Source organism: Halorubrum sp. 48-1-W, from assembly GCF_003287355.1.
Taxonomy (GTDB): domain Archaea; phylum Halobacteriota; class Halobacteria; order Halobacteriales; family Haloferacaceae; genus Halorubrum.
The window spans coordinates 1-26309 of the sequence record NZ_QMIM01000019.1; the positions used below are offsets into that span (position 1 = coordinate 1).

Sequence of the window (26309 nt, forward strand, 5' to 3'; positions counted from 1 at the left end):
TAGACACACCTTCAGCAAGCAGACGCCTCAACTAACCGGCTTTGTGATGTACTGATAATATCCGACTATATTGAGCAACTTTCTGGTCTACTTTTTCTCAAGGCGTGTCAGGAAAGTCCTCGAATTAATCAAGATGACTTAAATATCCCTGAGTCTGCTCGTTGGGAACAGTTGGTATCGAATAAAGTTCGGAGGGAGCAGAGTCTTCTGGCTACTTACGATGAGATGATTGATCAGCTCCAGACCGACGGAGAATTAGCCAGAAAAGCATTCAACAATTTCAACAATAAGTTTGGTAGCGAGACGACACTTAAAAACACAATCGATGATATTGAATCTCTTGATTTCTGGGACCAATACGAGGGCTATTCGGACTTCTTCGGAGACGCGTATGAATTTCTTCTAGAGAAGTACGCCGATAAGGCAGATGGTGCGGGCGAATATTTCACCCCTCGACCACTGATCCACGCGATGGTAAACGTCGTTGATCCTGGGTATACTGAGTCGATATATGATCCTGCTAGTGGAACAAACGGTTTTCTCATTGAGGCTTACAATCATGTTGGTGATAAAACCGCTGGTGAGATCAGAGGACAGTCTCGCCAATTTTTAGAAACGCCTGATGATGGCCCTCGTTCGTATGCTGAACAACTTACCGGCCGAGAATTGACCAGTCAGACTTACCGTCTGGGGCTAATGAATCTCATACTTCACGACATTGACCCCACCGAGATGGAATCGTTAAGAGGCAATTCACTCACACGTAGTGTTGATCAAGAATATGATGTAGTGCTGGCAAACCCTCCCTATGGTGGAAACGGCTCTGACAAATTTACTGGGGCATGGGCAGACAGTCCCGCGCCGGAGACGAACTTTCTACAGCTTATCATGCGATCTTTATCTAAGAATGGGCGAGCAGCGGTAATCGTTCCTGAAGGAATTCTATTTAGAGGTGGTGCGGAACAATCTGTTCGGGAGCGACTTTTAGAACAGTATAATCTTGATTGTGTCCTTGTTCTTCCCGAAAGCTCCTTCCATCCGTATGCGGAGGTAGATGCGAATGTGCTCTTTTTCGAACGCGATTCTGAGGGTACAGATGAAGTCTGGTATTATGATATGCGCTCGGACACAGAAAAAATAAAGGAATCAAATCCTCTCACTAAAAATCATTTTGAGGAATTCGTTCAGAATTTTGAGGGAGAAGAGAATCGTCGCGATACAGAACATTTCTTCACAGTCCCAGAAAGCGATATTAAATCAAATGATTATGATCTGAATCATACACAATATAAGGAATACGCCGCTAGTCAGTTCCGCCATCCGGTGGAAGTGGCAGAGCAAATCGAAGATACACTTTCTACTTTCCAAAGTGTTACTCAGCCACTTGTAACAGGGATTCCGTTTAGTGGTAAAGGTGAGACAACAGCAAATATCCCTAAAGAAACAAATCTGCCCAACGGCTGGAGCTTGGAGGAAGTATCAAACATTTGTGAGGTTAACCGAACTAATTATAACCTCGAGAGAGATTACCCGGATCACCAATTTAAATACGTTAGTGTATCCGATGTCGATGAAGAATCTGGAGAAATATACAATCATGAAACAATAACTGGTTCTACTTCTCCCAGTCGGGCAAAGAGGGTAATGGCGGAAGAAGATACAATTGTATCTACCGTACGACCGTACCTGAAGGGGTTTGCTAAAGTACCTGATGAATACGATGGCCACATCTGTTCAACCGCATTCGCAGTTTTAACACCAACCGCCGCAATTGACTCAGATTATTTATTCTATGCTGTTCGCTCACCGATGTTCGTTGAACAACTCAGAAGAGAACAGCGTGGTGCGGCATATCCTGCAGTCGGTATCCAGGATGTTAAAGATGCCAAAATCCCAGTTCCGGATATTGACGTTCAGAAACAAGTAGTATCACAATATACTACGTACGAGGATGGAATACACGGTGCCCGTAAACGAGTGCGAGAGCTTCAAGAGTTATTTGATGAGTACGAGAATTCTATTCTGTCATATCTACTCCAAGGAGATCTCAGTGTAACTGATAGCCAAAGTGATCTAAAAAATGACTAACGAGAAACTCCCACCTGAACAGCGAGCAAGAGTACAGATCAACCAACAGTTAGAATCTGCTGATTGGGAAAAAATTGGAGAATATGTTAGCTATGAAGATATAACTGATCTGAATAAAACCGGATTCATTGAAGAACTTGGTACTGAAACTGGACCGGTCGATTATGGACTAATATTTGAAGGGAATCTTATAGCGCTAATTGAATCAAAATCCACCAATACAAACGCATCAGGACATTTTCAGCAAGTCGAACGATATTCGAGATCTGTTGGTGGATCGTACGCCATTGATGGGGGTTATGGTGTTCCAATTGCCTATGTAGCCACCGGCGCCGAGACACATCTCTATGATTTCCGTAATCAAGCACCTGCTTCTCGATCGATCTCCACTTTTCACACTCCTGGGGGTTTGGAACGTCTTGTAACACGAGAATATGAGAAAGCACATGGGTGGCTCCAAAACCACTCTGCGTCTAAATTCGACCCCGACCTTTGGGATCATCAGGAGCAGTGTGTGGACACAGTTGACGAGAACTTGCGTAACCGAAAGCGTCGGATGCTAATCCAAATGGCGACTGGAGCAGGAAAAACTCGGACTGCTCAGGCGATTACATACCGTCTTCTTCAATCAGGATTTGCGGACCGTATTCTGTTCGTGCCGGATACTCGAAAGCTCGCAGAAGATACCTATGACTCATTTTCAGAGTATGATCCTACTGGTGCTCCTCCATTTCGTGACCGCTATCGTATCGTAAATCTCGAAGAAGAGGAGTCTGACCGATTAAAAAGGGGGGAAGTAGTGATTACCACTTTACAAAAAATGTACCATCTACTGGACAATGATGATGTGGACTTCCACCCTGGTGACTTTGATGTAATAATTTCTGATGAGTGTCATCGGTCGGTCTACGAAGATGAGGGCTATGGAAGTGTCTTTCAACAATTTGATGCCGTAGAGATTGGCCTTACAGCAACACCAACTGAACGCACAGTCGCTCGTTTCGACAATAACCTTATTTTTGAATATGATTACGAAGATGCGGTTTCTGATGGGCATGTCGTTCCGTTTCAGATGTACGCTCTTGAGACAGAGATCACTATGAGTGGGGTAATTGACGATGAAACCGGAGAGTACTACCCACCAGACGCGCTTGGGAGTGAGGTACTTGTTCCAGATACTCATCGGAAAGTTGGTCAAGAGATTCGTAATAAAATGGAGGATGAAAACGAACTCACACTTATTTTTGCGAGAAATGATAACCATGCCACTCGAATTGTACAAGACCTACGAGAGACCGTGTTCTCTGACAAACCTCCCGATTACGTTCAGAAAATCACCTATAAATCTGACCGTCCAAATGATGTTCTAGCTCGGTTCTCTGATCCATACGATCCATCACCAGCCATAGCAGTGACTGTCCAAATGGTTAGTACCGGAGTTGACATTCGCCCGTTGAAGAATGTTGTACTACTTAACCCGGTGAAATCTCCAGTGTTATTTAATCAGATGTTAGGTAGGGGGACGCGGGTTTATGACAATAAGACCCATTTCAATATCTACGACTGTGTGGGAGCTCTGGAGTATTTTGAGGGGGTACCGCCTTTCGGAACGCTAGACTATGGAACCCCTGCGAGCAGTAATGGATCCTCGGACGAAAAGCACGATCCCGATAAAGACGAAGGCCCCGCTATTGTTGATGTCCCCGACGAAGTACTTCGTTCAGAACCAGTCTTTCCGACAGAAACGGGCGAGCGACTTACTGCTGAGGGATTCCGTAAAGCATTCCGAAGTGATGTTCGTGCTGAAGCTGAAAGGCTCAAACAAGACATAGACGAGGCATCAGATATTGAGACGGCAAATAGCTCTCTTCGAACACATTTACAGAATCTCTCTCAATACTACGTACCTATCTTTCTCAAAAAAGCATATGAACCTATCACAGAAGGTAGAGATCATTCACTTATCGATTTTGTGAATGAAGCATTAACTGGAAGGCTTCCAACATTTGACGAGAGAGTTGAACATACTCGGACTGTGTTAAACGAATATGAGTTCACCCAGGTAGAGCAAGATTATCTTGAACTTATGTCTGCTACTGCGGAACCACCGAATGGAATTTCTAGTTCTGACTTCTATGATCCTCCGATTAGCAACATAGGTGGGCTCAAGAGGGCGAAACAGGAGTTTACCACCCTTTCTCCGCAAGAATTGATTGATGAATTTAGATCCAGTCTTTCCAGCCTGATTGGTAATACCATCTCTGATCCTGATAACCTAGAAAAGATCCTCGAATCTAATCGCGTGAGAGAGAGACTTAGAGGAGAAATTCTGAACGAATTTGGTACAGATGAACTAGGTGTAAACGAGGATCAACTTGGCCGGATCCTTGAAAATTGCGTTGAGGTTGAAATACACAAAACAGGTGCCGCTGAGGAGTTTGCTTTACATGAATTTGCGGTTCAAGACGTAATGACTGGAACCTCTATTAGGAATACAGAACGAAAACCGCCGGTTACAGCCCGAATAAACGTTAGTGATGCGATCGTTGCTGGTGTCTCACTATTATCTGGAAATATTACTACTGATCCGACATCAGTACTGATTGCCCTGTATATTGTAAAAAGTGTAGCACGCCCTAATGTAGAGAAAGTCACGGAACATCAAGCACTTGCCTATGCTGTAGGATGGGAATCGACCGAGCGAGGAGAGTTTATTTATAAACAAGATCTAATAAACAAAATCACTTCCCTAAGCAGTACCAGTAGTGGAGTCGATAAAATGGACGAAGATGCCGCCGAGAAAGCTATACAAGAATTAGAACGTATGGGTTGTATCTCGATGGAAGGTACAGCTGAGGGAATTATAATTTGGTTTGAAGATGAGTTCAATGTGGAATATACTCTGGATGATATCTAATTATATTTCAATATTCAATACCACAAATAATGGTTGAAATTGTCAATGTGATTGGATCTGGTTTGTTAGACGTTGAATTTGACTTGGAGAGAGTCGCTGCCGACATCGGTTCCATCGCTGAGTACAACCCTGACAAGTATCCTGGCATGTATCTAAGGTTTGCTGAGGATGCTCCCCTCGTCACGGTCTATCGAACTGGGAAATACATCGTTACCGGGGCAGACTCAGAAGAGGAGGCATATTCAATACGGAAACGCCTTCTCAACCTCCTTGCTGATAACGAAATGATCCCCACTTCTGAGGACGAGTGGTTTCGAATTCAGAACTTCGTCTGTACAGCAGAGTTGGGGGAATCGTTGAATCTCAATGCGCTCACAATCGGTCTCGGTCTCGAAAATACCGAATACGAGCCTGAGCAGTTCCCTGGATTGATTTACCGGCCGTCTGGCGCTGATTGTGTTGTTCTACTCTTCGCTTCAGGTCGTGTTGTGATTACAGGCAGCCGAGACCTCGATGTAGCGAAGGAGACATTCGCAGTGGTCCAGGACGAAGTATCGGATATACTTGCTCTCGACTAGCGGATAGATCAAGAGACTTTCTTAGGTGTACGTTCCTCCAAATGGGTCGGGGTAGTAGCAGAAACACGCTTCCAAAACCCATCTCCGACACTTTCTTTCTCTAAGTAATTACAAAAACTTCACAACGTCTACTCCCGTTCGAGTTAGCCCATAAAGCCGATACTGCTGTCTATCTGGAGTTAGGACTCGAACCAATGCTGGAAGCTCTCCATTAGGCCCGCCGTGCTGTAATTGCTTCAAGTGATACCTCACAGTTTCAAGTTCAACCCCCCAAGAATCAGCAAAGTCATTCGTGTTCTTCGGAGCCTCAGACAAAGTGGTGAGAACATCAACACGTCGATCAGATGCCTTCACCCAAGCAAGCAGCTCGTACTTCTCGGGATCGTCCCACTCGTACACTGGAAGCGACGGTTCGGCCATAGCATCGACATGGGACGGGAGACGAAAAGCGGATGGGATGCCAACTATAACCCACGCTATACCCTTGCCTGACAGGGGCCAGGAAGCCGCCTGAAACGCGCCTGTATTTTCCTCCTATCGTCCCGCCGTATTTGGGGAAAATTGCTTAGAGCCACTTCTAGCGGGGTAGGTAAAAACTCCGAACGGGGGGTAGTGGTAGTTGGGCTATTGTGCCTGTGTCAGCCAGATTACTCGCTAGTCAATAACGCAATTGATCGCTGGATCTTGGTTATCCACTGATCCGATTGTATTCAGTACAAAACTCGGTGATCCTCGGGTTAGTGACGATCTAGATGATCATATTCCCCTCTATGCTACCTCGATCATTTATTTCGTATAATTTTACCCGAAATTATATATGGGTAGAGGACTATCACCCCTGTATGGCGACGGATAAGGCCGATAACGGTAGTGGAGAACAGGCAGAGCTGAATAACGTCGAAGTCGTCGAGGACTCGCCCAACGTGAGCGAGGAGATGGAGGCTCTCTCGACGTTTACCGAGACGGAAGGTCCGTTCTCGTACAAGCTTCTCCCAGTGATCAAAGGCGGAAGCACAAACTGGCGGATCATCGTGTACATGACCGGCGTTCAGGGTCCGGTTTACGAGTCAGATCAGCGTGTCACCGATGACGCTGCGAACAAACTCGGGATGAGTCGAAAGCTTCAGGATCGGCTCAACAGCGCTCTCGAACACGCCAACAAGGAACTCGAGATCCCGCCCGGTCTCGGGGATCAGAAGCGGCAGAAGCGGTCGCTCCGCGAGCTCGAAGTCATGATGGAGTAGAGCGATGGATAACGATCAGAGAGAGGAACTATACGAATCCCTTGAGCAAAGGGATTTTGAGGAAGTTCTAGAGCAATATCACGGCTCAACTGCGGATCCAGTCCATCGTGATGTGACACAGTTCGGAGAACAGATCCTGAACCGGATCAATAATAGACGGGTCGGCCAGTTTCAGGAGCCGTTCAATCTTCCTCCAACGATGGTTGGCTACCTTGCGCTACTGTACGAGTCAGAGAGTCAGAGACAGATCAACGAGAAGAATGTCAAAGTGAGTACTAAATAATAGGAGATAAGAATTATCAAAAATCGGGTCAAGGACCCGGCTTACCACCTTTTCCTTGACCCACCGTCTACTAAAGTGTTCTCACACCGACGTAAGACGGCTGGTAGATGTACAGATCAAGAGCACGCTTTACGATCGTTTCGGAGTGACGACAATGAGTGATGACCAACTCAGAGAGATTTTCGGTGAAGATGTTGCGAGTGCTATCGAGGAACGAATAGAGCATCCTTGGTCCTTTGAAGATGCTCTCACTACGGATTGGACTCGATTTGAACAAGAACCACCTGAATCACTCGACAAGACTGAATGGACGCGTAAGCTACCGGTCACACCGACTAGTACGTGCGAGCTAATCGTTGATCGCGCACTAGATCGGTCCAGTGCTCAGTCTCCCTCTCACACGATCAAGCAGTTAGCTAGATATGGACTTCCTAGAGTGGTGTCATCTTGGGAACAACATATTCTAGATGCTCATCAGTACAAACAAGCAGCACGTGAGTTGAGTACATATACTAGCACAAGCCCGAATATGTACTCATTCTCAAAAGAAGTGGAAAAATTACAAATGAAGGGTGGTAGAACTCAAGGAAAACAAGAGCACTGGCGAGTTATCTGGTATCAGAAGATCTCTATCGCTAAAATAGCAGATACACTTGGAATCTACGAGTCTGATCTCCTTGCGCGAGTCATATTTGAGGCAGGTCGTGGTCTCGAGATGCGGGAGCAGCGGGATAACATCGAGGAGATCATCAGAGACACTGACAAACAAATTGAGGAACGGGTTTCCGATATCAAGCGTCGAGTAATTTCCATCGCATTCGAAGCCTTACGTGGAGAATCAAAACAGGAAGCCACCCAGCTATGTAAGCAAGAATATCCTCGTGTATGGGATGGGTTTGAGCAAGTATCTACTCAGATCTAGTGCGATGGGACAATGTATAATATAAATTACTTTTTGGAATACTGGAATAGTGGTATCCCATTATATAAACGACTACCCCCGAGGTGATTGTCTGTATATTTATGAGAATTTATAAGTTTATACATAACATACGTGTAGTCAAGCGGTTTAATTACATATGAAATCGGAAGTATCAGCAGAAGATGGAGCAGATGGTGTGGGTGATGACCTCAAAGAATCGTTAGAACTCCTGATCGAGCGAGACAATCCGATGGCAAATACCGCAGAAAATGCGCTTGAGCTGTTATAGCTCGTCGCTGAGGATTTCTACTGCCTGCTCTGGGTTCTCTTTCAAGAACTTTCTGAAATCCTCCACAGCATTAGCTTCCTTCTCATCTTTCGCTTCACGCATTCCCTCTAAAGCTAGCTCTTCCATCATGTCTTGTGCCGACTTTGCGTCTGGTGTGTAGATCGTCCCACACCGACTACACGCTTTAGCGTCGGGATTCAACGGATTACCACATACGTCACAGACATCTGGAGTAAGCGGTGAATCGTTCTCGGGTTCTCTGATACCCCACGCCTCCTCTGCTCGTTGGACGTGATCATCGCCAGATAGGTGTGAGTAGGTCGTTTCCATTACCTTACTCCCAGGCGCGTGCCCAATCAAATACTTAATCGTGTCATCTGGAAGATCGTAGTCTCTCTTCGCAATGGTAACGAAGTTGTGGCGGAGAGCGTGTGGATTCATCGGCTTCTCGATACTAGTCCGGTCTTTGATCTTCGCCATGACCGCGCGGATAGTTTCCCCCGAGACTGGCGAACTAGGATCGACAACAGAGTAACTAGGGAGAGAAGTGATGAGATAATTTTCCGGATTACTTGTGTCTGGGTGGTACTGTAACCAGTTCTGTAGTGGTCCTTTAGCTCCCAAAAGTGGACGCTTACCATTGCGGTCAGCTGCTCCCTTTAATCCGTCAACTTTGGGGTTCAACCGGTAGATCCCCTGCTCGATATTCACATCTTTTAACCGAAGAGTACGAATCGCTTCTCTCCTCTGTCCCGTGTAGAGGAGTAACTCAAAGATGGCTCGGTCGCGAGGATTCTTAGCAGCGCTTCTTGCCTCCTGAATCTCCTCTTTCGTGAGCATGTCGTTGGGATCCACCGGAGATTCCGTCTTTTGGAATAGCGGAATCTCGTTATGATCGATCCCGAAATCATGGTGTCGGTAAAACCGACGGATAGCGACCTGATAATTTCTCAGCGTGCTCTTTTTGATGCCCTCCTCTTTCACGTGGGGGTAGCTCCCATCATGCATCTGTTGGAGATCCCGTTTTAGACGATCAACATCGACTTCGGTAAGGTTCCGCTCACGAGCCATAATCATAAGCGGATACAACCAGGTGAGGAGCGTGGAGAACTCACGAGTTCCCTCTCCCTCTGGAGGGGACTCCATCATATTGTGATCGTCGTACGCGTTCAGTAGCTCTCGAACCGCGCGCGCGGTCGCGGGATCGATTTCGCCCGTCTCCACATATTCGTTAAACGTTTCTAGTCGTCGGTCGTATTTTTCGCGTGGGGTGGTCATTGGACGTGACCCACCCCTTTCTTGATGCGCCTCAGTAATAAGCGGAGGGTCTTTCGCAAGGGTCGCCGGGGTGTTCGACACGAACAAACAGTCTGGCATCGCGGACTTCATGTAGCGACCATTATTGTTGGTTGATTAGATTAATCGGACTCTGTTGAAATCGTTAGAGAAATATGGCTCTGTTGAAATCCCATTCTTCAGATAGATTCTCACCTGAAACAGCCGGTCGCTGAAGAGTGCGAATAGATCAGTTAGCTTCCGGTGAATCCGCCCACGCAATGAGTTTCTCGAAACCGACGAAAACGACGAGAAACACCACTATGAAGACGCTCCATCGAATCACGTTGAATTCGCCAGTGAAGGCTAGCACGTTGAAGATGTAGGATATTGAGGCACCAATTAGCCCTGCCAAGTAGAGTTGTCCTCGTAGATTCATACACCGGCATCGGCCTCACCCTGAATAACTGTTAGGGGTAATCGAGATAGGAGACACTCTGTACTGAGCGATTCGTGACTCCTCTGTATTGACCGCAACCGGGGCAGAATATATCAACTACTGAGGGTTTCAACAGAGCCAGAAATATATAATTGGCTTCCCTTGCGGTCAGTACAGCCTAAGCAACGATCAGTTGTAGTGCGGTGGCGCGCCTCCGAGCGTCCAGACGGGCGCGAGGAGTCCGCGAGGGACGCCGCGAGCGCGTGATGCGCGCGAGTGGCGAGGCTGGGGAGGTGTGAGGTGCGGGGTGGGGTTCAAAAGGGGCAGTCGCGAGGGCGAAGCCCGGCGACGTAAGGACCGCAGGAGCGAACGGAGTGAGCGACGAGGACCGCAGCGAGTCGCGCGAGCCGTCGCGACTGGGGCTTTGGAGACGATCACCGCGCCAGCAACGATCCCGTTCCAATCACCTCGACATACCGCGAAACAACCGCCCTACAAGCATTCTTCATGAATTCGCTGTTTCAGAAGTGTTTGTGTCAGAAAAATAGAATTTAAACAGAGTCACGGATCGGGGTCTATCGAAAACTCCTCAAGGTTAACCGGCGGCATGTGCGTGTCTAAGTTTACGATTTTAAACACAAACACGAATTCCTGTTTCGGGAGTTTGATGAAAATATAATTATCAAAAAGAATTAAAATGTTGGAATGTATTGACATGACCATGTCAGGCAGTCAAAAAACAGAATTACAACGAGATATACTATTGGCATGGTATCAGAATCCAAATGTAACGAACAAGCAGATCGCCGAAGCTTGTGATTGTAGTGCTTCATACGTTAGTACCGTCAAAAATCGATTTGACGACTACAACGAATTTGAAGCTATGATGGATCGGCAGGATAGAGAAATGGAACAAATGTTTGGAGCAGACATCTTTGGAGGCAACCATACAGTAAGTGGAGGCTCTTCGGGCCAACCCGGTCTAGCTCAACAATGGGAAGAGGTACCAAACAATGCGCCCGGCCTGATCATCAAAGCCATTGTGTTGATTGCACTGCTATATGCCGCATTTCAATTCATAATGGTTTTAGTGTGAAATTCAGATCCAAATCTTGGTGGAAAACGGATTTTGATTTGAGATCTTATTTCTAGCGATCTCAGCGATAATCAGGAGTATAATAGAAGAATTCAGGCGCAACGGATAATCCGGCATCGCGGACTTCACGTGAGGTCGCCGCTGCGACCCCAGGGCACTCGTCGATCTCCGGAATCCCCTACTCGGCGTCGTCCGGGTCGGTCGGAACGCCGCCGAGGTTCCCCGCGTCGTCGAACAGCTTCGCGCGGAGGAAGCGGGCGCGGTAGCGGTTCGCGCCCTCCTTCGTGTCCGCCTCGCGGATCTCGTCGATCCGGCCGTCGGCGACGGCGTCGACGACCGCCTCGAGCTGTTCCTTCTCGCTCGGCGTCAGCTCGAACTCGTAGGTGCGGGGCTGCTCGCTCTCCAGGCGGGTCCACCTGCGCGCGGCGCTGACGACGACCGAACAGGGCTCCCGGCAGGGGAAGAGGCCGTCGCCGCCGTCGACGTCGAGGTCGGTCTCGTCGTCGTACTGCCACTCCCGGCGTTTCAGACACTGGGAGTCGTCACAGCACGCCTCCGCCACCCAGTTCACGTGCTCGTAGCCCTCACCGCGGTCCCACGTCTTGATCACGCCGTAGATCCCCGACTGCCGCGCCATCGCCTCGCGCCAGTGGGTGACGTCGAGGTCGCCCTCGCGCTCGCGGTGCCAGTTCGCGACCGTCGCCGGGTACACCGTCTCGACGAGCTCGTAGGCGTCCCGCGGGCCCAACTCCGGGAAGACCCAGCCGCTGTGTAGCGTCGGCGCGGTCTTCAGCGGCCGGTACCGTCCCTTCTCGTCGAGTTTGACGACGTCGCGGGCGTCGAGCGGGTCGTCGTGGGCGGTCAGTTCCGCGCGCGGAACGCCCGCGTCGTCGGCGTGGCGCACCTCGTATCGGCGCTCGCCACGGTCGGTGACGGTCGCCGTGATCCGCAGCTGGCCCCAGGCGCGCTCGATCCCCTCGGCGAGCGCGGCGTACCGGGTCGCCACCGTCGCACCGTCGGCGTCCTCGATCCACCGGAGGAACGCCCGACGGGGGCCGAACTCCCCGACGACGCGCTCGAAGACGTACCAGTCGGTGACCCGGGGAGCGCGGTCGTCGAGCGCTGCGTGGAGGTCGCGCTCGCTCAGGCCCGTCCGGGGGTCGTCGCCGGCGGTCTCGAGGACGTAGGCGTCCTCGGCGCCGGGGTCACGCCCGACCGCGAACCCCTCGAACCGGAGCCGGTCGTCGGGGGCGAGGTCGCCGAGCGCGTCGAGGACTGCGTCGAACGCGTCGCTCGGGAGGTCGATATCGGGGACCACGGGCTCCTCGGCCGTCGTGGGGTCGGCGTCGTTCACGGTCAGTCCCCCGCAGTGACGCGGGTCGTGTCACGCACTCTCGCGAGCGCGTCGCCGAGGTCCGCGCCGGCGTCCGCCGCGCGCTCGAGTATCACGTCGGCCATGAGCGGTTCGGTCCCGACCGCGCCCGCGTACCAGATCCGGGTTCCGTCGACCGTCTCCGGCACGTCGTACCCCTCGGTGTGGTCCTCACAGAGCCCGACGTCCTCGGGGATGTCCTCCTGGGTGTGGTAGCCGTCGGCGACGAAGAGCGGGACTAACACGACGTCGTCGCTCTCGAAGTACTCCGGGAGGTCGTCGACCTCCGGGTCCTCGTCCATGTAGAGCGCCCGAACCTCGTCGAAGCGGTCGCGCTCGCGGATCCGGTCGGCGTGGTACTCGATCGCCTTCGCGCTGTTCTCGTTGCGCTCGGTGCCGTGCCCGACGACCGCGAGCCCGAACCCCTCGCCCACGTCGGGGTCGCTCGTGACCGACTCCGCGCGCCGCTCGATCACGTCCGTCATCGCACGGTGGGTCCCCACGGGGCCGCAGTAGTGGACCTCCCGGTCGACGTCCCGGGCGACGAGCGTCGCCTGGTCCGCGGAGAGGCCGTCGGAGTCCCACTCAGAGACGTCCCAGCCGTCGAGGCGGAGTTCGCGCGGGATAACCTGTTCGGTGAAGTACCCCTCCGAGATGAAGAGCGGGACGACGTAGACCTCCTCGCCCTCGACGGTTCGGAGCACCTCGCGGAAGTGCGGTTCCTCCTTCCAGAAGCCGGTCTTCACCTCGTCGAACGCGCCGGACGCGCGGATCGTGTCGGCGTGTGCGTACGTCGGCGCGCTCGATTCCGGGTTGAGGTGGGAGCCGTGCGCGACGATGACGAGCGACTGCATACCCGACCTGGGGGCGCGCCGTTCTTAGGGACTTCGAAGGTTGTGGGGAGGTGGGAACGCGTCGAAGTGTCGAGGAAGCCGACCGGGCTACCGCCTCCCCGTCGACCGAACCCGCCGATCCGACCGAAACCGCCAGTCCAACCGAACCCGCCGATCCGACCGAACCCGCCGATCCGACCGAACCCGCCAGTCCAACCGAAACCGCCATGCCGACCGCCCACACAGGGGCGGGCATGTCGCTGGCAGCCGACACCCGCGAGGCGGTCCGAGCGCACCCCTTCCTCCTCGACGCGCTCCGTTCGGGGGTCCTGAACTACAGCGCGGCCGCCGCGTGGCTCGCCGACGAGCGTGACCTCGACGGCGACGCGGACGCCGTGGCGACCGCGCTCCGCCGGTTCCGCGAGGACCTCCCCCCGTACGCGACCGACGAGCGGGCCGCGAGCGTCACGATGCGGAGCGGCGTCCGCATCGTGACGGACGACGAGGACGGCGACGACGAAGGCGACACCGACGACCCGCTCCTCCGCGTCGCCGGCGCGACGGTCGTCCCCGAGGGGTCACGGACCGCACTGCTCGCGACCGGCGACGTCGACGCCGGGGCGCTTTCGGCCGTGCTCGGCCGGCTCGACGCGGTCGACGTCGCGGTCGCGGCGGCGGGCGTCGCCGGGGACTCGCTCGCCGTCGTCGTGGACCGACGGGACGGGGCGACCGCGCTCCGGGTGATCGAGGACGCGCTGGCGGCGGTCCCGGGCGCCGAGGGGAAGTGAGAAACGTGGTTCCCCACCGGGGCAAGTGAAAACCCGGTTCCGCAACCGAGTCCTTTTCGCGTCCGGGCGTGAACCGGCCGCCCATGTCCCGAGTCACGGTCGACGACGTGGAGGCCGCGGCGGCGCGGTTCGCCGACGCCGACATCGTCCAGCGAACCCCCGTCCAGCGGAGCCGGTCGCTCTCCGAGCGGTGCGGCGCGGAGGTACTGCTGAAGATGGAACACCTCCAGCGCACCGGCTCGTTCAAGCCCCGCGGCGCGTACAACGCGATCTCCCGGCTCGTGGAGTCGGAGCCGTCGGTCGAGCGGGTCGTCGCCGCGAGCGCGGGCAACCACGCGCAGGGCGTCGCGCTCGCGGCGACCGCCGCCGGCCTCGACTCGACGGTCGTGATGCCGGAGTCGGCCCCGGGGGCGAAGATCGAGGCCACCCGATCGTACGGCGCGGACGTGGTCCTCGAGGGAGCCGTCTTCGCCGAGGCGATGGCGTACGCGCGGACCCTCGTCGACGACCCGGCGACGCGGTTCGTCCACGCCTTCGACGACCCCGACGTCGTCGCCGGCCAGGGGACCATCGGGCTGGAGGTGCTCGAGCAGGCCCCCGACGTCGACAGCGTGCTCGTCCCCGTCGGCGGCGGCGGGCTCGCGGGCGGGGTCGCGACCGCGGTGAAGGCCCGCGCGCCCGACGCCCGGGTGGTCGGCGTCCAGACCGAGGGGGCCTCGACGCTCTCGGAGAGCCTTGCAGCGGGCGAGCTAGTCACGCGCGAGGAGCCCGACACGATCGCCGACGGGATCGCCACCGGCGGGCTGAGCGACCTCACCTTCGGACTCCTCGAGACACACCTCGATAGCGTGGTCGTCGTCAGCGACGACGACGTGGCCGCCGCGATCCTCCTCCTCTTGGAGCGCGCCAAACAGATGGTCGAGGGGGCGGGCGCGACCGCCGCGGCCGCCCTGCTCGACGACCGGATCGTCGAGGAGCTCGAGCTGTCCGGCGAGACCGTCGTGCCGCTACTCTGTGGCGGCAACATCGACATCACGTCGCTGCAGGAGGTGTTGGCCCACGCGCTGGTCGAGCGCCACCAGCTGGTCGAGCTCACCGTCCGCATCGACGACACGCCCGGGAAGATGGGCGAGATCGCGACGCTGATCGGCGGGGAGCGCGCGAACATCCGGACGGTCCGCCACGAGCGCAGCCGCCCGGACCTCCCGGTCGGCGACGCCGACCTCGTCTTCGAGGTGGAGACGAACGGCCCGGCCCACATGGAACGCGTCGTCGAGGCGGTCCGCGGGGCGGGGTACGGGGTCACCTCGCGGACCGACGTCGACGCCGATCGGTGAGCGAGGCCGCCTCGCCGCCCTACTCGGCAGTGAGCCACCGGAGCGCCTCGCCGCCCTACTCGGCAGTGAGCCACCGGAGCGCGTCGGCGCCGTGGTCGAGAAGCGTCCCGAGGTGGTCGGCGTCGGTGGTCGTCAGCGTTCCTCCACAGTCGTCCACGAACTCCTCGACCGGCGCGATCGGGGCGTTGTCGTCGCGGGTGCCGTGCCACGCGCGGACCGGGCGGTCGAGCCGGCCGGGATCGACCGACTCGGTCGCGAACGACCGGCTCTCGCGTTCGACCGCGCTCGCGTCGCCGAGGGAGACGCCGTCGCGGGCATCGCCGCTCCCCAGCGCCTCGTGGAAGTCCGCGGCCACCGCCCGGGCGACCGCCGGCGACACCGACCGGTCGGTGTACTGACCGACGACCGCGTCAGGCCCCGACACCGACGCGAAGACGCCGAAGAGGGGGAACAGCAGGCGGATCGCGTAGGGGACCCGCGCGGGCCCGGCGAGCCCGGCGTCGCTCGGCGGCACGATCGTGCTCAGGAGTGCCAGCCGGGTCGTCCGGTCGCTCTCGGCGGCCGCGATCGCGAACGGGCCGCCTCCCGAGAACCCGCACACTCCGGCCCGATCGATCGACTCCGCGTCGAGCACCGCGGTGAGGTCCTCTCGCCAGCCGTGCCAGTCCCAGCCGTCCGGTGGCGGCGAGGAGCGCCCGTATCCGGGCCGGTCCGGGGTGATCAGCCGGACACCCGCCTCGACGGCGGCGTCCGCGAGCAGGGCCGCGAACAGCCGGGAGCCGGGCGTGCCGTGGTGGAGGACGACGGGGAAGCCGTCCGACGGGCCGCGGACGGAATAGTCGAGGTCGCGGCCGTCGGGGAGGTCGACGGCGGCGGCTCGGCGGGTCGCGTCCCCGTCGGCGTCGGCTCGGGAAGCCGCGTCGGCGTCGGCGGCGGGCGTCGCGTGCTGGTCCATCGGTGGATCCCCGTTTCGATCCCGGGGATATAACGCGTCGGATGGGTCAGACTCCCGTTGTAGCCTCCGGAGCGATCCCGTTCGAGCGCCCGGCTCCGGGGACGATCCGACGATTTCAAAGCCTCCCCGCGGGTACCGGCGCGTAATGAGTCTCGTCGTTACCGACACCCTGGAAGACGAGCGCGTCGAGTTCACGGCCGACGGCGACGTCACGCTGTACGTCTGTGGGCTGACGGTGTCGGACGACCCCCACCTCGGGCACGCTCGGCTGTGGTTCCACGCCGACGTCCTCCACCGGTGGCTCGAGTACCTCGGCTACGACGTGCGCCACGTCGAGAACGTCACCGACGTCAACGAGAAGATCACGGCCCGCGTGGGCGAACGCGACGAATGGAACGAGGAGCGCGACGTGGCCGAGGCGTTCACCGCGCGCACCTTCGAGTCGATGCGCGGGCTGAATCTGCTCCGCGCGGAGGTGTACCCCCGCGTCACCGAGCACGTCCCGGAGATCGTCGACATCGTCTCGACGCTGGTCGAGAAGGGGTACGCCTACGAGTCGAACGGCTCCGTCTACTTCGACGTCACGACGTTCGACGACTACGGGAGGCTCTCGAACCAGGACGTCGAGGAGCTCGAGGCGCAGGGTGAGCCGGACGAGCGGTCGGAGAAGCGTCACCCCGCGGACTTCGCGCTCTGGAAGGCCGGCGGCGTGAGCGAGACGGCCGCCCGCGAGCACGCCAAACACGACCACGGGGACGCCACGCCGCCCGGCGAGACGTGGGCGTCGCCGTGGGGCGAGGGGCGACCTGGCTGGCACGTGGAGTGTTCGGCGATGTCGACGACGCACCTCGGCGACACGCTCGACATTCACATGGGCGGTCGCGACCTGGTCTTCCCGCACCACGAGAACGAGATCGCCCAGTCGTCGGCGGCGACCGGCGAGGAGTTCGTCCGTCACTGGCTCCACGTCGGTCTGCTGGAGATGGAAGGCGAGAAGATGTCCTCCTCCGTCGGCAACTTCTGGACCGTCCCCGACGCCCTCGAGCAACTCGGCGTCAACACCGTCCGGACGTTCTACGCCGGGGCCGCCTACCGCTCCGAGCAGGCGCTCACGGAGGAGGCGATCGCGGAGGCCGAGGAACGCTTCGAGCGGCTCGCGCGCGCTCACGAGCGGGCGATTGACGCGCTCGATTCGGTCGACGCCCGATCGAAGACGGTCGACGAGGACCTGCGAGCGGCGGTCGCGTCGGCCCGCGAGGGGTTCGAGACGGCGATGAACGACGACCTCAACCTCCGGGAGGCGACCGCGGCGCTCCTGGCGCTCACCGACGCCGTGAACCGCCACGTCGACGCGGAGCCGCCGTACGACTACCGCGGGCTCCGCGAGGCCGTCGAGGCGTTCGAGACGCTCGGCGGCGACGTGTTGGGCCTCCAGTTCGACGCTCCGACCGGCGGCGACGTCGACCTCGCCGGCGACGTGGTCGAGCTGGTCTTAGACGTCCGCGAGGCCGAGCGCGAGGCCGGCAACTACGAGCGCGCCGACGAACTGCGGGACGCGCTGGGCGAGGTCGGCGTCGAGATCGAGGACGGGCCGGACGGGACGACGTACCGGTTCGAGTGACCGCGGCGGGGTAGCGGGACGCTACCGAGACGGCTCGCGAGCGCTCCGTGGTCGTCCCTCCGGGTATCGTCGGGGGATCGACGGATCGGGAGCGACCACGATCGTGTTGCATGTTATATGGAACCACATGTCGTCAGGGTTTTATTTCATCACGTGTGCTCGAGCGTGGCATGGGAACCAGGAACCACGAAGCGGTCCTTTCGAACGTTCGATCACGGAACGATGCCGAGAGGCCGGTGTCGTAACGCGAAAGAGCCCGAAGAACGAGCATGACCGGACTCGTCCCGCTCGTCGGGATCACACTGGCGGTCGCGGCCGCCGTCCTCCTGGCGGTACAGAACCTGTGTATCCGGATCGGCACGACGACGGGTGACACGGGCGACGCGGTCGTCGTCGTGATGGCCGTCAACCTCGTGTGTGTCGGACCGCCGGCCGTGCTCCTCCACTATCCGGAGTACGGGCTCTCGTGGGTCGCGCTCGGGTCGTTCGCCACGGCGGGAGTCGTGGGCCTCGTCCTCGGACGGGTCTGTATGTTCGCGGGGATAGAGCGGATCGGTGCGAGCCGGACGACCCCGATCGTGTCGGCCTCGACGCTCGTCGCCGCCGTGCTGGCGGTGTGGCTGTTCGACGAAACGCTCACGCTACCGCACCTCGCCGGGATCGTCTGTATCGTCGCCGGCGTCGCCACCATCTCGTGGGTGACCGCCTCGACCGACCCGTCTCACGACTCGTTGCGGGACGCGGGTACGTCGCTCCTGTTTCCGATGGGCGCCGCGGTGTTCGTCGGGATCGAACCGATCCTCGTCAGGGTCGGACTCGACACCGGCACGCCGGTGCTCGTCGGACTCACCGTGATGATGGTCACGGCGTTCGTCGGTTACGCCGGCTATCGGAGCCTGAACGGGCGTCCCGTTCCGTCGGTGTTCGGCGATCCGCACACGGGGTGGTACGTCGGCGCCGGCGTGGCGAGCACGGCCGGACTGCTCGCGTACTTCGGAGCGATCGCGTCCGCCCCGGTAGTGATCGCGATCCCGATCACCCACACCGCACCCCTGATCGTCATCGCGCTGTCCGTCGTGTTCCTCCCGCGACGTCTCGAACGGGTCACGTGGCTGTTAGTCGTGGGGTCGGCCGTCGTCGTGGTCGGCGCGACCCTCGTCACGCTCTCGGGGTGAACACGACGGCACGCTCTCGAGGTGAACACGGCGGGGTGGGAGACGGGGCTCGAGCACCCGCTAGCCGACCGTTTCCGGCGGTCAGTCAACGGTGACGTAGACGAGGAACGCGATCCCGACGAACTCGAGGATCTGGAGGTACATCATCGCCCGGACGGCCGGCGGCGACATCGCCGGCGGGTCGAGGTAGTAGAACAGCGCCAGCGCGTTCTCGGCCAGGAGGAAGAGGGCGAACACCACCGATCCGAGAGTGTGTTTCGAGCGGATCTCGAGGTAGTTGCGCCCCCAGATGCCGACGAGGACGACCAACAGCAGTACGTTGACCGCGGCGGCGACTCGCGCCACGTCGAGTACCAGGGTCATTTCGCGTTCCCTCCGATCTCTCCGTCGGTCACTGCGTTCCAGATTCGGGTCATGCTCACTCCACCTGATCGATGATGTCCTCGACGGTCTCCCAGTGGTTCCGGGCGCGTTCGGTCGGGAGATAGACGGCGCCGTAGTCCTGTCCGGTGCTCTCGACCACGTCGTTCTCCTCGAGCACGTCGAGGTGGTGTCTGACGGTCTTGTACGCGAGGTCGAGGTCCTCGGCGAGCTGGTTGGCGTTTCGCGGTCGTTCGTCGAGCGCCCGAAGCAGGCGGGCCCGGTTCGGACCCCCTCGCGTTCCCGCTAACACCTGCCAGAGCACCGGCTCCATCGGGAGTACCTATCGTGAGTTGAACAGATAAACCACGTGGGTGACCTCCTCCTCGCCGTAAACGGCGAGGCTTCCCACGGCACCGCACCGCTGGGTTGGGATATTTGCTGGTTGACGACTCGTCGGCGTGACGAGCCGATGGCGGGGCCACACCGCCGTTACTCCTCTCGCCCGACAGGGGGACTCGGAGTTATCTTGACCGAGACACCACAGCGGTTCGAGAGGGTGTCTCGAACGTTCTGGATCTCGGAGTCCCGATATTGCGCAGTTGGGTGGGCGGTGAAACCGTCTCGGTGTCTGTTATGGTACGATGTGACGCCAAATAAATATCCCCATCAGCGTCAGAACGTGGTCTGTGGAAGGCTTGTCGGATTCACTCCCGGCGTAAACGCCGGGAGTCTCTCCGGGAGCAGTACGCCGTCGATGACGTGGACGACGCCGTTCGAGGCCTCGATGTCCGTGGCAACGATCTCGGCCTGCCCGTCGTTGAGCGTGGTGCCGTCCACGTCGATACGCGTGCCGTTCAGGGTCGGGACACCGTCCGCGTCGACGACGGAGTCCGCCTTCCGCCGACCAGGGACGACGTGGTACGTGAGCACGTCGACGAGGAACTCGTCGTCGACCTCGTCCACGCCGTCGACCGTGATGCCGGCCTCGTTGAACGCCTCGTCGGTCGGGGCGAACACGGTCAGCTGGCGGTTGCCGCTCAGCGCGTCGACGAGACCCGCCTCCCCCACCGCGGCGACGAGTACGTCGAAGCCGTCGGCCGTGGCGGCCACGTCGACGATCGTGTTCCCCTCGCTCGGCGGCTCGGCTGCCCCCGTGCCGACCCCGCCGAGCAACGCCACCGTTCCCACACCGAGACTCTTGAACGCCCTCCGTCTGTCGATATCCATGGGATACACCCACAACCGAGAACGTTTCAGTATGTATTTACTTATTTGGTGAAAGCAACCCAATTTTCGCCACAAAGAGCCCCACGTGTTCGCAGATATTGCCGGGGATCCTCGTCGTGGATCCCCGTTCCGGCGGCCCACGATCGCTCCGCGGGGCTCGCTACCCCACGTCGATCAGGTTCCGTCCGTTCCGTATACCGGTCCGGAGGGTCGAGGCGTCGCGAGTCCGGACCGCCTCCCGCCCGGATCTCATTCCGCTCGCGACACGGATCCCATTCCGCCCGCGACACGGATCCCTTATCTAACCACCGAGTACAACAACCAAGTAATGGATACCGACGAGGCCGACATGGACCGATCGACGGGCCGACACACGCGGCGGCGGTTCCTCGCGCTCGGCAGTGCGGCGGGCGTGGCGGGGCTCGCCGGCTGTAGCGCGGAGCGCACGGGGGACGGCGACGGCGACGACGGCGGAGGCGATGACGGCGGAGGCGACGACGGCGGGGGTGACGACGGTGGAGGCGATAACGGCGAAGGCGACGACGGCGAAAGCGAGACGCCGACGCTGACGGTCGCGACCTACGGCGCGTTCATCGACGCCCCCTCCGTGAGTCCAGGCGAGTGGCTGAAAGAGGAGTTCGAGTCGCGCGTCGACGCCGAGTTGGAGTGGGCGACCCCCGACAACGAGGTGAACTACTACGTCGAGCGCGCGGCCTCGGGCGCGTCGATCGACGCCGACCTCTACGTGGGGCTCACCGCCGAGGACCTGGTCCGGGTCGACGAGGAGGTCGACGACGACCTCTTCGTCCCGGCCGGCGACGTCGAGGGGAGCGACGCGGTCCGCGACGGGCTCCGGTTCGACCCCTTCGAGCGGGCGGTCCCGTTCGACACCGGCTACGTCAGCCTCGTGTACGACGGCACCGAGACCGAGGCTCCCGAGACGTTCGAGGGCCTGCTCGAGGAGGAGCACCGCGGCGACCTGATCGCCCAGGACCCCGGCAGCTCCTCGACCGGCCGGGCGTTCATGTTACACACGGTCGCCCGGTTCGGCGACGGCGCGGACGGGTCGGTCGAGGGCGGCGACGGTGACGCCGACTACGACTACCTCGACTACTGGGCGGATCTCCAGGACAACGACGTCCGCGTGCTCGGGTCGTGGGACGACGCCTACACCTCCTGGTCGGAGGGGGAAGCGCCCATCGTCGTCTCCTACTCCACGGACCAGGTGTTCGCGGACATGGAGGGGGAGGACCTCGAGGAACATCAGATACGCTTCCTGAACGACCAGGCCTACGCGACCCCGGAGGGGATGGCCGTCTTCGCCGACGCCGACGAGCCCGAGCTCGCGCGGGAGTTCATGTCGTTCATGCTCGAACCCGACGTTCAGGGGGAGATCGCCCAGCGCAACGTGGCGTTCCCGGCGACCGACACCGCAGAACTGCCCGACGACTACGCCGAGTTGGCCCAGGAGCCCGCCGAACCGGTCACGTTCACGTACGACCAGCTCCAAGGGTCGCTCGACGGATGGACCTCCGAGTGGGAACGACAGTTCGCGGGCAACTGAGCCCGGACCCGTGAGCGACGGACCGCGGGGCCGCGACGCGCCGGACGCCCCCGATCACCGGCGGGACCGGCCCGCCCGGCTCCGCGACCGCCTCGAGCGACGCGCGCTGGCCGGCCTGACGGCCGCGACCGTCGCGGTGTTGGCCGTCGTCTTTTACTACCCGATCGGGACCGTCCTCGTCGAGTCGGTCGTCGTCGACGGCGCGGTCACGCTCGGCGTCTTCGCGAGGCTGTTGCGGGACCCGTTCTACTTCGGCGAGTTCGCCCGGCTGTTCGCGGGCGAGGGGCCGATCGCGGTCGCGCGGGCGCTCGTCGGCCCCGACCGCCGGCTCGGGATCGTCGGGTTCACGGCCTATCAGGCGGCCCTCTCGACGGTCGCGAGCGTCGCGCTCGGCCTCCCGGCTGCCTACCTGCTCGCGCGCTTCGAGTTCCCCGGCCGGCGGACGTTGCGGTCCCTCACCATCGTCCCGTTCGTGCTCCCGTCGATCATGGTCGCGGTGGGGTACGTCGCCACCTTCGGCCGCAACGGGACCCTGAACGTCCTCCTCGGCGCGGTCGGGCTCGGTCCCGTGGAGCTCATGTTCACGCTGGAGGCGATCGTGATCGCCCACGCCTTCTACAACGCGCCGCTCGTCGCGCGGGTGACGACGGCAGCCTGGGAGTCCGTCGACGCCGGCGCGGTCGAGACCGCCCGGAGCCTCGGCGCGGGACCGCTCCGCGCGTTCCTCGACGTGGTCGCGCCCCAGGTGTACCCCGCGGTGCTGATGGGGGCGGCGCTGACGTTCGTCTTCACCTTCGGGACGTTCCCCATCGTGTTGGCGCTCGGCGGGTTCGAACTGGCGACGGTCGAGGTGTTCGTCTATCGCCTCGCGCGCGACCTGAACTACGCGGAGGCGGCGGCGCTCGCGGTCGTCGAACTCGTCATCTCGCTGACGGTGCTCGGCGCGTACCTCCGGTACGAGGCGAGACACACGGTGACCTCGCGGGGCGTGCGGCCGCTCCCGCGGCGACCGCTCGTCCCGTCCGCGCCGACGCCGGGAGACGTCCTCACCCGTCTCGGACTCGGCGTCTACGGGGGCGTCGCGGCGCTGGTCTTCCTCGCGCCCATCGTCTCCATGGTCCTCGCGAGCGTCACCGGCGGCGACGGGGCGCTCACGCTCGACCACTACCGGTTCCTCCTTGACCGCCAGCGCACGGGTGCGGCGTTCCAGGTGCGGCCGTGGCCCGCCGTCCGCAACTCGCTCGTCTTCGCGGCGGCGTCGGCGCTGGTCGCGCTCCCGATGGGGGTCGTCGTCGCGGTCGTGACCACGCGCCGGTACCGCGGCCGGAAGCTCGTCGACGCGGTCGCGATGGCCCCCTTCGCGGTGTCGGGGATCCTCGTCGGGCTCGGGTTGCTCCGCGGGCTCGTCTTCGGTGTCGAGGTCGCCGGATGGCGGATCGCGGTGGCCGGCTCGGCGGCGATCGTCGCTGCCCACGCCGTGGCGGGCTACCCGTTCGTCGTCCGCACCGTCGCCCCCGGGCTGGAGTCGCTCGACCGGTCGCTGATCGAGTCGGCGCGCGCGCTCGGGGCGTCGCGCGCCCGCGTCCTCCGGGACGTCGAACTCCCCCTGGTCTGGCCGGGGGTCGTCGCGGGCGCGGCGTTCGCCGTCGCCATCTCGATGGGCGAGTTCACGGCGACGGTGGTGCTCGCGACCGGCGCGGACGCGTACACGATGCCGGTCGCGATCGAACGGTTCATCGGGCGGCGGCTCGGACCCGCGACCGCGATGGGCGTCGTCCTCCTCGTCGTGACCGGGCTGAGCTTCGTCGTGATCGAGCGGCTCGGGGGTGAGTACGATGGGATCTGAGCGGGACGACGCGAGTGCCCCCGTCGCCGTCGAACTCGAGGGCGTGAGCAAACGCTACGACGGCGCGGTCGCCGTCGAAGGCGTGGATCTGCGGATCCGGGAGGGCGAGTTCTTCACCCTGGTGGGCCCCTCCGGTTGCGGGAAGACGACGACGCTCCGGCTGATCGCGGGCTTCGAGGAGCCGACGGCGGGCACGGTCCGCTTCGACGGCCGCGACGTCTCGGGCGTGCCGCCGGAGGGGCGGAACGTGGGCGTGGTGTTCCAGAACTACGCGCTGTTCCCCCACATGACCGTCGGCGAGAACGTGGGCTACGGGCTACGGTTTTCGGACCCGCCCGGCGGCGTGAGCCCCGCGGAGCGCGTCCGCGAGCTGCTGGACCTCGTCGACCTCCCGGGGACCGCCGACCGTGACCCGGAGAGCCTCTCCGGCGGGCAGCGACAGCGCGTCGCGATGGCGCGGGCGCTCGCGCCCGGCCCCGACCTCCTGCTCCTCGACGAGCCGATGAGCGCGCTCGACGCGCGCCTGCGCGAGCGCCTCCGCCTTCAGGTGCGGGGGATCCAGCGGGAGCTCGGGATCACCACCGTCTACGTCACCCACGACCAGGAGGAGGCGCTCTCCGTCTCCGACCGCGTCGCGGTGATGCGGGACGGGACGCCGGAACAGGTCGCGCCGCCGCGGACGGTGTACCGCCGGCCGGCCTCGCGGTTCGTCGCCGAGTTCGTCGGCGACAACAACGTCTTCGAGGGGGTCGTCGCGGGGGGTGAGAGTGGAGACGGCGACGGACAGGGAGGGCGGAACGGGACGACGGGCGGCGACGGGAACCGGGGCGGACCCGGAACCGTCCCCGTCGACGTCGGCGGTACGACCCTCCACGTCGCGGTCGGCGGTCGCGACGACGCCGTGAACGGGGTTCCGGCTCCCGGTGACCGGATCACCTTCTGCGTCCGCCCGCAACACCTCCGGGTGGGACGGGGCGACAACGGGTTCCGGGCCGACGTCGAGAGCGCGGAGTTCCTCGGGGAGACGACGCGGGTCCACCTCGGGTGGGGCGACCGCGAGCTCGTCGTGCGGACCGAGGACCCGCTCCGTGGCACCGTCGCCGTGGGGTTCGACCCCGCGAACGCGCACGTGATCAGTGTCGCCTCCACGGCCGACACGTCTTAACCGGCCGGGGTCCAAAGCCGAGCATGGCCTCGGAGCCGTGTGACGTCTGTGAGCGGTCCGTCAGGATCGCCGGCGGGATCGGCGACCTCTGGAACTTCGCGTTCGAGTCGACCCAGGGGATGACCCTCGAACTCGCCGACGGCTCCGAGTTCTTCCTCTGTTTCGAGTGTATGGAGTCGCTGCCCGAGGACACCGAGCCGACCGCCGGCGACGTCGCTGACCTCCGCGAGCGGACCGAGGCGGTCGACGAGGACGGGAACTCCTTCTGGCACTGGGGATAGGCGGCACGCGTCGCGTCCGGTGACGCAGACGCGTCGCTGGAAAGCGAAGCGATCGGAAAAAACGTCGAAAGCAGGTCGAAACGTCGTTAGAAGCGGTAGCGCCGGCGCGGGCCGTACCGGACGATCCGGCCGAACGGCCGCGACGCGCTCTCGAGCACGGCGAAGTCGGCGAGGGCGCGAACGCCTGCGAGGACGACGACCGCCCCCGCGATCAGGGCGAGCATGGCGGCGGGGTATTCCACGGCGACGAGCGCGCCCGTCACGAGCAGGAGGGTCGCGAGGATCGTGCCGATCGAGCTGGCGACCGACGGCGGGTCGCTTCGAAGGTCTGTGCGTCGGGTCGGTGTTCGGTCTGTCTCCGTCATGTCTCCCCCTTAGCTCTCGACGGGGATAAACTTTCATATTTCAAATATGTTTTGATAAATGCTATCATGTATCATTCTAATAGACGCGCTGAAACGCAGAAATAAGCCATGTAAGGTATACCATGGTGCCCCGGATCTACATATAACAAAACAGGTATATACTGATCGATCATGTTCTGATGCCGGTGATCGAGAGGGTGTCATGGAACACTTCACAACGTATTATATTCGTTCTTTTCTACTCGAATTAATCTGAAGAACACGTTTGCTAGTAGTACGGTTGTTT

At 60.0% G+C, this 26309-nt stretch carries 26 protein-coding genes; 16 read left to right on the plus strand and 10 right to left on the minus strand.

Annotated features, from left to right (window positions below):
• The first annotated feature begins 225 nt into the window (after nucleotides 1-225).
• From DQW50_RS09720 to DQW50_RS09735, 3 genes are read left to right on the plus strand one after another with little or no spacing between them, the layout of a single operon-like run.
• Nucleotides 226-2088: an N-6 DNA methylase gene (locus tag DQW50_RS09720; RefSeq protein ID WP_127341328.1), complete on the plus strand. Its 1863-nt coding sequence runs from the start codon at nucleotides 226-228 to the stop codon at nucleotides 2086-2088.
• Nucleotides 2081-5005, plus strand: a complete 2925-nt coding sequence (locus DQW50_RS17615; RefSeq protein ID WP_127341329.1) for a DEAD/DEAH box helicase family protein — start codon at nucleotides 2081-2083, stop codon at nucleotides 5003-5005. The genes DQW50_RS09720 and DQW50_RS17615 overlap by 8 nt, the downstream gene beginning before the upstream one ends.
• A gap of 29 nt (nucleotides 5006-5034) precedes the next feature.
• Nucleotides 5035-5583 carry a TATA-box-binding protein gene (locus DQW50_RS09735; RefSeq protein ID WP_112079090.1) on the plus strand — a complete coding sequence of 183 codons (549 nt, stop codon included), beginning with the start codon at nucleotides 5035-5037 and terminating at the stop codon, nucleotides 5581-5583.
• Nucleotides 5584-5691: 108 nt separating this feature from the next.
• Here the strand turns inward: DQW50_RS09735 and DQW50_RS17620 are convergent, their stop codons facing one another.
• Nucleotides 5692-6003 (minus strand): hypothetical protein, encoded by a 312-nt coding sequence (locus DQW50_RS17620; RefSeq protein ID WP_127341330.1) that lies wholly within the window; start codon nucleotides 6001-6003, stop codon nucleotides 5692-5694.
• Between the two features lie 422 nt (nucleotides 6004-6425).
• Here DQW50_RS17620 and DQW50_RS09740 point away from each other — a divergent pair, with 422 nt between their 5' ends.
• The 4 genes from DQW50_RS09740 to DQW50_RS18630 all read left to right on the plus strand — a co-directional run bounded on the left by DQW50_RS09740 (nucleotide 6426) and on the right by DQW50_RS18630 (nucleotide 8321).
• Nucleotides 6426-6827 carry a hypothetical protein gene (locus DQW50_RS09740; protein ID WP_112079091.1) on the plus strand — a complete coding sequence of 134 codons (402 nt, stop codon included), beginning with the start codon at nucleotides 6426-6428 and terminating at the stop codon, nucleotides 6825-6827.
• Between the two features lie 4 nt (nucleotides 6828-6831).
• Nucleotides 6832-7110: a hypothetical protein gene (locus DQW50_RS09745; protein ID WP_112079092.1), complete on the plus strand. Its 279-nt coding sequence runs from the start codon at nucleotides 6832-6834 to the stop codon at nucleotides 7108-7110.
• Nucleotides 7111-7264: 154 nt separating this feature from the next.
• The gene (locus tag DQW50_RS17625) at nucleotides 7265-8032 is read left to right on the plus strand and encodes a hypothetical protein (protein WP_127341331.1); all 768 of its coding nucleotides are present in this window, start codon (nucleotides 7265-7267) and stop codon (nucleotides 8030-8032) included.
• 157 nt (nucleotides 8033-8189) lie between these two features.
• The gene (locus tag DQW50_RS18630) at nucleotides 8190-8321 is read left to right on the plus strand and encodes a hypothetical protein (RefSeq protein WP_255417630.1); all 132 of its coding nucleotides are present in this window, start codon (nucleotides 8190-8192) and stop codon (nucleotides 8319-8321) included.
• On the opposite strand, the gene DQW50_RS09750 is transcribed toward DQW50_RS18630, so the two are convergent.
• Together DQW50_RS09750 and DQW50_RS09755 are read right to left on the minus strand one after the other, a co-directional pair.
• Nucleotides 8316-9599, minus strand: a complete 1284-nt coding sequence (locus DQW50_RS09750; RefSeq protein WP_157964858.1) for a site-specific integrase — start codon at nucleotides 9597-9599, stop codon at nucleotides 8316-8318. The two genes, DQW50_RS18630 and DQW50_RS09750, sit on opposite strands and share 6 nt — an antisense overlap.
• A gap of 247 nt (nucleotides 9600-9846) precedes the next feature.
• Complete coding sequence (locus tag DQW50_RS09755; protein ID WP_112079094.1) at nucleotides 9847-10035, minus strand: hypothetical protein; 189 nt, start codon at nucleotides 10033-10035, stop codon at nucleotides 9847-9849.
• Between the two features lie 721 nt (nucleotides 10036-10756).
• Here DQW50_RS09755 and DQW50_RS09760 point away from each other — a divergent pair.
• A complete protein-coding gene (locus DQW50_RS09760) occupies nucleotides 10757-11131 on the plus strand; it encodes a MarR family transcriptional regulator (protein WP_112079095.1) in 375 nt (124 codons plus the stop codon).
• A 178-nt stretch (nucleotides 11132-11309) separates the two neighbouring features.
• Here DQW50_RS09760 and DQW50_RS09765 read toward each other — a convergent pair whose 3' ends face one another.
• Both DQW50_RS09765 and DQW50_RS09770 read right to left on the minus strand, forming a co-directional pair.
• Nucleotides 11310-12485 (minus strand): DR2241 family protein, encoded by a 1176-nt coding sequence (locus tag DQW50_RS09765; RefSeq protein ID WP_112079096.1) that lies wholly within the window; start codon nucleotides 12483-12485, stop codon nucleotides 11310-11312.
• 2 nt (nucleotides 12486-12487) lie between these two features.
• Nucleotides 12488-13357 carry a CbiX/SirB N-terminal domain-containing protein gene (locus DQW50_RS09770; RefSeq protein ID WP_112079097.1) on the minus strand — a complete coding sequence of 290 codons (870 nt, stop codon included), beginning with the start codon at nucleotides 13355-13357 and terminating at the stop codon, nucleotides 12488-12490.
• Between the two features lie 233 nt (nucleotides 13358-13590).
• Here DQW50_RS09770 and DQW50_RS09775 point away from each other — a divergent pair, with 233 nt between their 5' ends.
• Both DQW50_RS09775 and ilvA read left to right on the plus strand, forming a co-directional pair.
• Complete coding sequence (locus tag DQW50_RS09775) at nucleotides 13591-14124, plus strand: hypothetical protein (RefSeq protein WP_112079165.1); 534 nt, start codon at nucleotides 13591-13593, stop codon at nucleotides 14122-14124.
• Nucleotides 14125-14207: 83 nt separating this feature from the next.
• The gene (gene ilvA / locus DQW50_RS09780) at nucleotides 14208-15461 is read left to right on the plus strand and encodes a threonine ammonia-lyase (RefSeq protein ID WP_112079098.1); all 1254 of its coding nucleotides are present in this window, start codon (nucleotides 14208-14210) and stop codon (nucleotides 15459-15461) included.
• A 55-nt stretch (nucleotides 15462-15516) separates the two neighbouring features.
• Here the strand turns inward: ilvA and DQW50_RS09785 are convergent, their stop codons facing one another.
• Nucleotides 15517-16416, minus strand: coding sequence for an alpha/beta fold hydrolase (locus DQW50_RS09785; protein WP_112079099.1), 900 nt, complete (start codon nucleotides 16414-16416; stop codon nucleotides 15517-15519).
• A 145-nt stretch (nucleotides 16417-16561) separates the two neighbouring features.
• Between DQW50_RS09785 and cysS the strand changes: the two genes are divergently transcribed.
• Nucleotides 16562-18037 (plus strand): cysteine--tRNA ligase, encoded by a 1476-nt coding sequence (cysS, locus tag DQW50_RS09790; protein WP_112079100.1) that lies wholly within the window; start codon nucleotides 16562-16564, stop codon nucleotides 18035-18037.
• A gap of 269 nt (nucleotides 18038-18306) precedes the next feature.
• Entirely contained in the window at nucleotides 18307-19212 is a 906-nt protein-coding gene (locus DQW50_RS09795; protein ID WP_112079101.1) for a DMT family transporter, read from the plus strand.
• 81 nt (nucleotides 19213-19293) lie between these two features.
• Here the strand turns inward: DQW50_RS09795 and DQW50_RS09800 are convergent, their stop codons facing one another.
• The 3 genes from DQW50_RS09800 to DQW50_RS09810 form a co-directional block, all read right to left on the minus strand.
• Complete coding sequence (locus DQW50_RS09800; protein ID WP_112079102.1) at nucleotides 19294-19575, minus strand: hypothetical protein; 282 nt, start codon at nucleotides 19573-19575, stop codon at nucleotides 19294-19296.
• A gap of 55 nt (nucleotides 19576-19630) precedes the next feature.
• The gene (locus DQW50_RS09805; RefSeq protein WP_112079103.1) at nucleotides 19631-19906 is read right to left on the minus strand and encodes a winged helix-turn-helix domain-containing protein; all 276 of its coding nucleotides are present in this window, start codon (nucleotides 19904-19906) and stop codon (nucleotides 19631-19633) included.
• Nucleotides 19907-20247: 341 nt separating this feature from the next.
• Nucleotides 20248-20802, minus strand: a complete 555-nt coding sequence (locus DQW50_RS09810) for a fasciclin domain-containing protein (protein WP_112079104.1) — start codon at nucleotides 20800-20802, stop codon at nucleotides 20248-20250.
• 328 nt (nucleotides 20803-21130) lie between these two features.
• Between DQW50_RS09810 and DQW50_RS09815 the strand changes: the two genes are divergently transcribed.
• The 4 genes from DQW50_RS09815 to DQW50_RS09830 are packed head-to-tail and all read left to right on the plus strand — an operon-like array spanning nucleotide 21131 to nucleotide 25658.
• Nucleotides 21131-22366 carry a thiamine ABC transporter substrate binding subunit gene (locus DQW50_RS09815; protein ID WP_112079105.1) on the plus strand — a complete coding sequence of 412 codons (1236 nt, stop codon included), beginning with the start codon at nucleotides 21131-21133 and terminating at the stop codon, nucleotides 22364-22366.
• 10 nt (nucleotides 22367-22376) lie between these two features.
• Nucleotides 22377-24212, plus strand: coding sequence for an iron ABC transporter permease (locus DQW50_RS09820; RefSeq protein ID WP_112079106.1), 1836 nt, complete (start codon nucleotides 22377-22379; stop codon nucleotides 24210-24212).
• A complete protein-coding gene (locus DQW50_RS09825) occupies nucleotides 24202-25377 on the plus strand; it encodes an ABC transporter ATP-binding protein (protein ID WP_112079107.1) in 1176 nt (391 codons plus the stop codon). Before DQW50_RS09820 ends, DQW50_RS09825 begins: the two co-directional genes overlap by 11 nt.
• A gap of 23 nt (nucleotides 25378-25400) precedes the next feature.
• Nucleotides 25401-25658 (plus strand): hypothetical protein, encoded by a 258-nt coding sequence (locus DQW50_RS09830; RefSeq protein ID WP_112079108.1) that lies wholly within the window; start codon nucleotides 25401-25403, stop codon nucleotides 25656-25658.
• 86 nt (nucleotides 25659-25744) lie between these two features.
• On the opposite strand, the gene DQW50_RS09835 is transcribed toward DQW50_RS09830, so the two are convergent.
• Nucleotides 25745-26023, minus strand: a complete 279-nt coding sequence (locus DQW50_RS09835; protein ID WP_112079109.1) for a hypothetical protein — start codon at nucleotides 26021-26023, stop codon at nucleotides 25745-25747.
• Between the last annotated feature and the right edge of the window lie 286 nt (nucleotides 26024-26309).

Coding starts and splice junctions, on each gene's coding strand:
- DQW50_RS09720 (WP_127341328.1), top strand. CDS start 226: ATGATTGATCAGCTCCAGACCGACGGAGAATTAGCCAGAAAAGCATTC.
- DQW50_RS17615 (WP_127341329.1), top strand. CDS start 2,081: ATGACTAACGAGAAACTCCCACCTGAACAGCGAGCAAGAGTACAGATC.
- DQW50_RS09735 (WP_112079090.1), top strand. CDS start 5,035: ATGGTTGAAATTGTCAATGTGATTGGATCTGGTTTGTTAGACGTTGAA.
- DQW50_RS17620 (WP_127341330.1), bottom strand. CDS start 6,003: ATGGCCGAACCGTCGCTTCCAGTGTACGAGTGGGACGATCCCGAGAAG.
- DQW50_RS09740 (WP_112079091.1), top strand. CDS start 6,426: ATGGCGACGGATAAGGCCGATAACGGTAGTGGAGAACAGGCAGAGCTG.
- DQW50_RS09745 (WP_112079092.1), top strand. CDS start 6,832: ATGGATAACGATCAGAGAGAGGAACTATACGAATCCCTTGAGCAAAGG.
- DQW50_RS17625 (WP_127341331.1), top strand. CDS start 7,265: ATGAGTGATGACCAACTCAGAGAGATTTTCGGTGAAGATGTTGCGAGT.
- DQW50_RS18630 (WP_255417630.1), top strand. CDS start 8,190: ATGAAATCGGAAGTATCAGCAGAAGATGGAGCAGATGGTGTGGGTGAT.
- DQW50_RS09750 (WP_157964858.1), bottom strand. CDS start 9,599: ATGACCACCCCACGCGAAAAATACGACCGACGACTAGAAACGTTTAAC.
- DQW50_RS09755 (WP_112079094.1), bottom strand. CDS start 10,035: ATGAATCTACGAGGACAACTCTACTTGGCAGGGCTAATTGGTGCCTCA.
- DQW50_RS09760 (WP_112079095.1), top strand. CDS start 10,757: ATGTCAGGCAGTCAAAAAACAGAATTACAACGAGATATACTATTGGCA.
- DQW50_RS09770 (WP_112079097.1), bottom strand. CDS start 13,357: ATGCAGTCGCTCGTCATCGTCGCGCACGGCTCCCACCTCAACCCGGAA.
- DQW50_RS09775 (WP_112079165.1), top strand. CDS start 13,591: ATGTCGCTGGCAGCCGACACCCGCGAGGCGGTCCGAGCGCACCCCTTC.
- ilvA (WP_112079098.1), top strand. CDS start 14,208: ATGTCCCGAGTCACGGTCGACGACGTGGAGGCCGCGGCGGCGCGGTTC.
- DQW50_RS09785 (WP_112079099.1), bottom strand. CDS start 16,416: ATGGACCAGCACGCGACGCCCGCCGCCGACGCCGACGCGGCTTCCCGA.
- cysS (WP_112079100.1), top strand. CDS start 16,562: ATGAGTCTCGTCGTTACCGACACCCTGGAAGACGAGCGCGTCGAGTTC.
- DQW50_RS09795 (WP_112079101.1), top strand. CDS start 18,307: ATGACCGGACTCGTCCCGCTCGTCGGGATCACACTGGCGGTCGCGGCC.
- DQW50_RS09800 (WP_112079102.1), bottom strand. CDS start 19,575: ATGACCCTGGTACTCGACGTGGCGCGAGTCGCCGCCGCGGTCAACGTA.
- DQW50_RS09805 (WP_112079103.1), bottom strand. CDS start 19,906: ATGGAGCCGGTGCTCTGGCAGGTGTTAGCGGGAACGCGAGGGGGTCCG.
- DQW50_RS09810 (WP_112079104.1), bottom strand. CDS start 20,802: ATGGATATCGACAGACGGAGGGCGTTCAAGAGTCTCGGTGTGGGAACG.
- DQW50_RS09815 (WP_112079105.1), top strand. CDS start 21,131: ATGGATACCGACGAGGCCGACATGGACCGATCGACGGGCCGACACACG.
- DQW50_RS09825 (WP_112079107.1), top strand. CDS start 24,202: ATGGGATCTGAGCGGGACGACGCGAGTGCCCCCGTCGCCGTCGAACTC.
- DQW50_RS09830 (WP_112079108.1), top strand. CDS start 25,401: ATGGCCTCGGAGCCGTGTGACGTCTGTGAGCGGTCCGTCAGGATCGCC.
- DQW50_RS09835 (WP_112079109.1), bottom strand. CDS start 26,023: ATGACGGAGACAGACCGAACACCGACCCGACGCACAGACCTTCGAAGC.